Raw genomic sequence first — 4,994 nt, 5'->3', positions numbered from 1 at the left:
TTTCTAACTAAATTGAAAATTATTACAAATAAAAAAACTAATTTTAAACATCGGAAAATTGTGATTTTAAACTCGCAACTTTTCATGTACTAACCCGTTACCAAAAATAGCTCGACAAGAAAATTTCAATTACAATGACAAATGTTTTTATAATAGATTAATTGAAAATCTAAAAGATATTTCAGATTAGAATAAAAATAGTACATTTACAAAAATTGCTACTATAACTATGAAAAAAATAATATTACTTTTAATAATTATGGCAATATTTAATTGCTGTAAAAACGATGACTATACACATCTAAACCCAATAGACCAACTACCACAAGCAACAAAAACTGGGGAAAATACTGCTGGTTGTTTGGTAAACGATGAAGCCTTTTTACCTAATAATGGTAGTGTAATACCTTTGTCATGTGATTATTTGGATGGTGAAGATTTCACGTTAAAAATATCAAATGAAATAAATAATGACTTATTTACTATATTAATTAGTATATATAATACCCCCTTACAAGTTGGTCAAACATATGAACTAAATACTATATTTGAAACAAATGCTAAATCTGGAGAATATTCAATAAACAATGAAAGTTTCTCTAGCCCAGATTATTACTCAACAACGCCAGCAATAACAGGTGAATTAACCATAACCCATCACGATTTTGATAATGCCTTTTTAAGCGGTACATTTTGGTTTAATGCTATTAACAGTAACGGAGAAGTTATTGAAGTTCGAGAAGGACGCTTTGATATGAAATACTAAGAACAAACTTGCTAACAATATAGCCTTTTCACTTTTACAAAAGTAATTTAAGTTTAATAACCTCAACAGACAAAACTCAGATGACACAAAAATTCAATTATCAAAATAACGTGTCGCTAAAATTTGGTAACAATGGGTATTATTCATTACTACTTATGGTTTTAAAACGACAAACATTTTATATATTTAACCTGATTTCTCTGTCCGAAAACCTAGCGGATTTAAAGCAACGAAATCATAACTCTAAAGTAACCCTTACGAAAGAAAAACAAAAAAGAATAATATGAATACAACAAAAATTTTAAAACTATTTATTATTATGATGATGATAAGCTGTAGCAACGACGACAACTCATCACAAAACCCAATTGACCAACTACCACCAGAAACTCAAACAGGGGCAAATACATTTGGTTTTTTAATAAATGGAGAACCTATAAACATTACCAATACCTCTAACCAAACTGCTATTTACCAAGGAGGCTTTATACAGTTTGGAGCAGGTGGGGTATATATGGTTGTAGTAGACCCTTTTACAACTAACACTCCTTATAAGTTTATGGATATTGGAGCAGGTAATTCAAGAGCCGAGTATAAGGAAAAAATATTTGAAAATGTTTTTTGCATTTATGATGAAAGTGACACTTATGAGGGTTATGTAACCTTCACCAAAATTGATAAAGTAAATTATATTATTTCAGGCACTTTTGAATTTTCAACGGTAACAGATGGCTGTGAAGATATTAAAATTACTAATGGTCGTTTTGACCTAGAATATATTCCTTAAAATTTAACAAAAAACACTATGAAAAAACTTCTACTTTTATTGCTTCTTATTGGAAGCACCTATATTGGATACACACAAAATAATTCCTATGCCAACCGCATGCAACATATCTTTGGTAATATTGATAAAGCCAAAGTAACTACAGGATATTTAAAAGAGTTTGGTATCCGTCTTAATGAAATTGAAACTTATAATGGAATCATAAATAGTAACAATTTTGTAGATAAAACTCAATGGCAATCATTATACAGTTCTTTATACACTATGCGCATTGGTAGCGTTGCTTTAAATATGGCTGACCCCAATACCATTTTCACCAATTTAAAAACGCAACAAAACAATACAGAAGATGTACTTTTTGCCGTACAATACTATAATTATCAACAATATAAAACCAATGCCTACACTAATGGAGATGTTACTGTAAGTAACGACCGTATTTTTGATGTAGCTGGCAGAAATCCTTATGACACAAAAAATGTCTTTGCAGTTACACCACTAAAACTACAACTACAAGGCGATACCTTTGCATTTAAATTACCAAGTAATCTACTTTACACCAATACTGGAGAAAATATTACTCAAATACAAATTGATTTCGATGACGGACAAGGCTATCAAACCATTACTTTAAATACTTCAAAAAATATAACTTATAGCGTTAGTGGAGAAAAAGAACTAAAATACAAGTTTACCCATGCTAATGGGAGCATTAAATATAGTCATTCTAAAATTTGGGTAGATTATGTTGCATCACAAAATCATCAAGCACGTTTTAACGGTAATATTAACGATATTCTTTTTAATAGAGAACCTATAACTGGTGAAGCTTGGCAAGGAGCATCTGCCACAGGTTTTGTAACTGTTGAATTAGCAGAAGGTCATACTAAGCTAACCAAACCTTTAATTGTAATTGAAGGTTTTGACCCTGATAATAGCTTTAATTATTATAATTTAATTTATAATTTTAATCCTTTCGGAACAAGTGTTGGTACATTTGATGTTAAAATAAATGCAACTGGCCTTACTCTCAATCAAGCAATCGAAGATGAGGGGTATGATTTGGTTTTTGTAAATTATGCAAATGGTACAGACTATATACAACGTAATGCCTATATGGTAGAAGAAGTGATACGTTGGGTCAATACCCAAAAAACTGATGCAGGTAGTACTGAAAAAAATGTAGTTTTAGGTATGAGTATGGGTGGTTTAGTAGGACGTTACGCTTTGCGCCATATGGAATTAAACGGGGAAATTCACGATACCAAATTGTATATTAGTCACGATAGTCCACACCAAGGAGCAAACGTACCTTTAAGCGTACAAGCATTTGTAAGACATTTATACGGAGAAGAAATAAGTATTCCTATATTTTTTAGTTTAATTGATTTTGATATTATAGATATACCTTCTTTGGCTCCAGACCTTAATACTGGTTACGATTTATTACAATCGCCAGCTGCTCAACAAATGCTTATTTACCAGCTTAATGGTGCAGGTAACAATATAAGTATTAACAACAATACTTTATCAACTACCTTTTACAATGAGTATCATTCTATGGGGAATCCTACTCAAAATGGTATCAGAAATATAGCTATTGCCAATGGTTCAGAATGTGGTAACTCATTGAATTTTTCTGACAACGCTACATTAATAAATGTAAATGAAACTATAGATTTACCTTGGTATTCTAATTTTGCGTTGGCTTTTATTAATCTTGCTGGTTGGAATCCTTTAAAAAGTATAAGCTCAGTTTTATCTACAAATACTGATATTAAACTTCGTTTTAATGCAAAGGGATTACCTAATCAAGAAGCTAAACAAATTTATAACGGACAAATATTTATTAGCAAAACCATATTGGGTCTTTTTACTGTTCATGAACCCTTGATTGATGAAAAACGCTTGAATTCTAGTTCAACTATGCTAGCTATGGACAATGCTAGTGGTGGAATCTACGATATTGAAAATTTCGCAGATTTACCAAATGATTTTGATGAATATATACTACAAAGAAAATTCAATTTTATACCAACTTATAGTAGTTTAAACATAAGTGGTGGTAATCAAACTATAAATCCAACTGATTTAAACAAAACGTATTCACCTTTGTCTCCTCCATTAGCTCCTAGAAATTCTTATTTTGATAATTTCTATACCAATCCTCTGTCTAGTGAAGGTCATACGCAATTTACTTTAAAAAATGGTAACTGGCTTTTAGAAGAATTAAAAGATAGTGTAGGTTTTTATTCTTGTGCCTCAACGTGTTCTAATGATTTACCGTTAAGAATAAGTGGGTCTGAACAAGTCTGTTTTTCAAATTCAGCTACCTATAATCTTAATAATGTAAATGAGAGTTTAAATATTGTCTGGAATGTTTCTCCTTCTGGCGGTTTCATCTTAACTTCAAATGGAACAAGTGCTACAATTACACCTAATGGTAATTTTGATGGTACAGCTTTACTTACAGCCTCTATAAGTTCTAATTGCGGACAGGTCACTGTTCCAAAAACGTTAAAAGTAGGAAACCCTTCTTTCCCAAATAAACAAATGACAGGTGAGAGTAATCCATTTACAGGAGACTATGAGCAATATTCAGTTCCTACAGCTAGTGGAGCTTTAAACTATGACTGGTATTTTGATGTAGGAGGTGTTTTAGGAACTTCGATTAATGGTTGGGAAATAGTATTAGATCAAGGTGGTACATTTGTTAATATTAAGGTTGGAAATCCAGGTCTTGCTGTTCTTGTTTGTAAAGCTACCAATAGCTGTGGCGGTACTACAAAATATAAATACATAACTGCACATAGCACAAGTGGTGGCGGAGGTAGTGGTACTGACCCTTGTCTTACATCCTTTAAATTTAGTTCAAACCCAATGAAATCTGGAGTGTCAACTAATAAAGTTATTATAATTGAAGAACCATGTCTTGACCCCGCAATGAAAAATGCAGATACAACCATTACAAATCACACAATCACTATTTTTAATAGATACAGCACAATGGTTTATTCCAAAACTCAAATAGAAAAAGAGTTTAATATTAATAATCTTCAAAGAGGGTTTTACATTGTAAAATATAAAAATACTAAAGGCAGAAATTTTACTAAAAAACTTCTAATAAATTAAATACACTATTATATTTTATAGATATGTAAATAGTAATTAAAATAACAAGTAAGTAAAAACAAATTGTTTTTACTTACTTGTTCTAGTTTTTCTATCTTGAGAAATAGAACTATTCATATGCTACAACAGACAAAACTCAGATGACACAAAAATTCAATTATCACCATAACGTATCGCTAAATTTGGTAACAATGGCTAAAAAAAATTGCTTAATTCATAAAATATGAAAGTTATTACAAATAAAAAACTAATTTTAAACATCGGAAAATTACGTTTTTAAAAACGCAACTTTCCTTAGCCTAAACCGTT

3 protein-coding genes are annotated in these 4,994 nt (G+C 30.7%); all 3 read left to right on the top strand.

Annotated elements, in window-relative coordinates:
- The first annotated feature begins 229 nt into the window (after positions 1-229).
- The 3 genes from QM495_RS10030 (at position 230) to QM495_RS10020 (ending at position 4,685) form a co-directional block, all read left to right on the top strand.
- Positions 230-766, top strand: coding sequence for a DUF6252 family protein (locus QM495_RS10030; protein WP_408671971.1), 537 nt, complete (start codon positions 230-232; stop codon positions 764-766).
- Between the two features lie 283 nt (positions 767-1,049).
- Positions 1,050-1,553 (top strand): hypothetical protein, encoded by a 504-nt coding sequence (locus QM495_RS10025; RefSeq protein ID WP_408671970.1) that lies wholly within the window; start codon positions 1,050-1,052, stop codon positions 1,551-1,553.
- Positions 1,554-1,571: 18 nt separating this feature from the next.
- Positions 1,572-4,685 carry a hypothetical protein gene (locus QM495_RS10020; protein ID WP_408671969.1) on the top strand — a complete coding sequence of 1,038 codons (3,114 nt, stop codon included), beginning with the start codon at positions 1,572-1,574 and terminating at the stop codon, positions 4,683-4,685.
- The last annotated feature ends 309 nt before the right edge of the window (positions 4,686-4,994 follow it).

Origin of the sequence: Lutibacter sp. (genome assembly GCF_046055765.1) — a bacterium.
Taxonomy (GTDB): domain Bacteria; phylum Bacteroidota; class Bacteroidia; order Flavobacteriales; family Flavobacteriaceae; genus Lutibacter.
This window is presented reverse-complemented; position numbering and strand designations above follow the sequence as displayed.

Coding starts and splice junctions, on each gene's coding strand:
- QM495_RS10030 (WP_408671971.1), top strand. CDS start 230: ATGAAAAAAATAATATTACTTTTAATAATTATGGCAATATTTAATTGC.
- QM495_RS10025 (WP_408671970.1), top strand. CDS start 1,050: ATGAATACAACAAAAATTTTAAAACTATTTATTATTATGATGATGATA.
- QM495_RS10020 (WP_408671969.1), top strand. CDS start 1,572: ATGAAAAAACTTCTACTTTTATTGCTTCTTATTGGAAGCACCTATATT.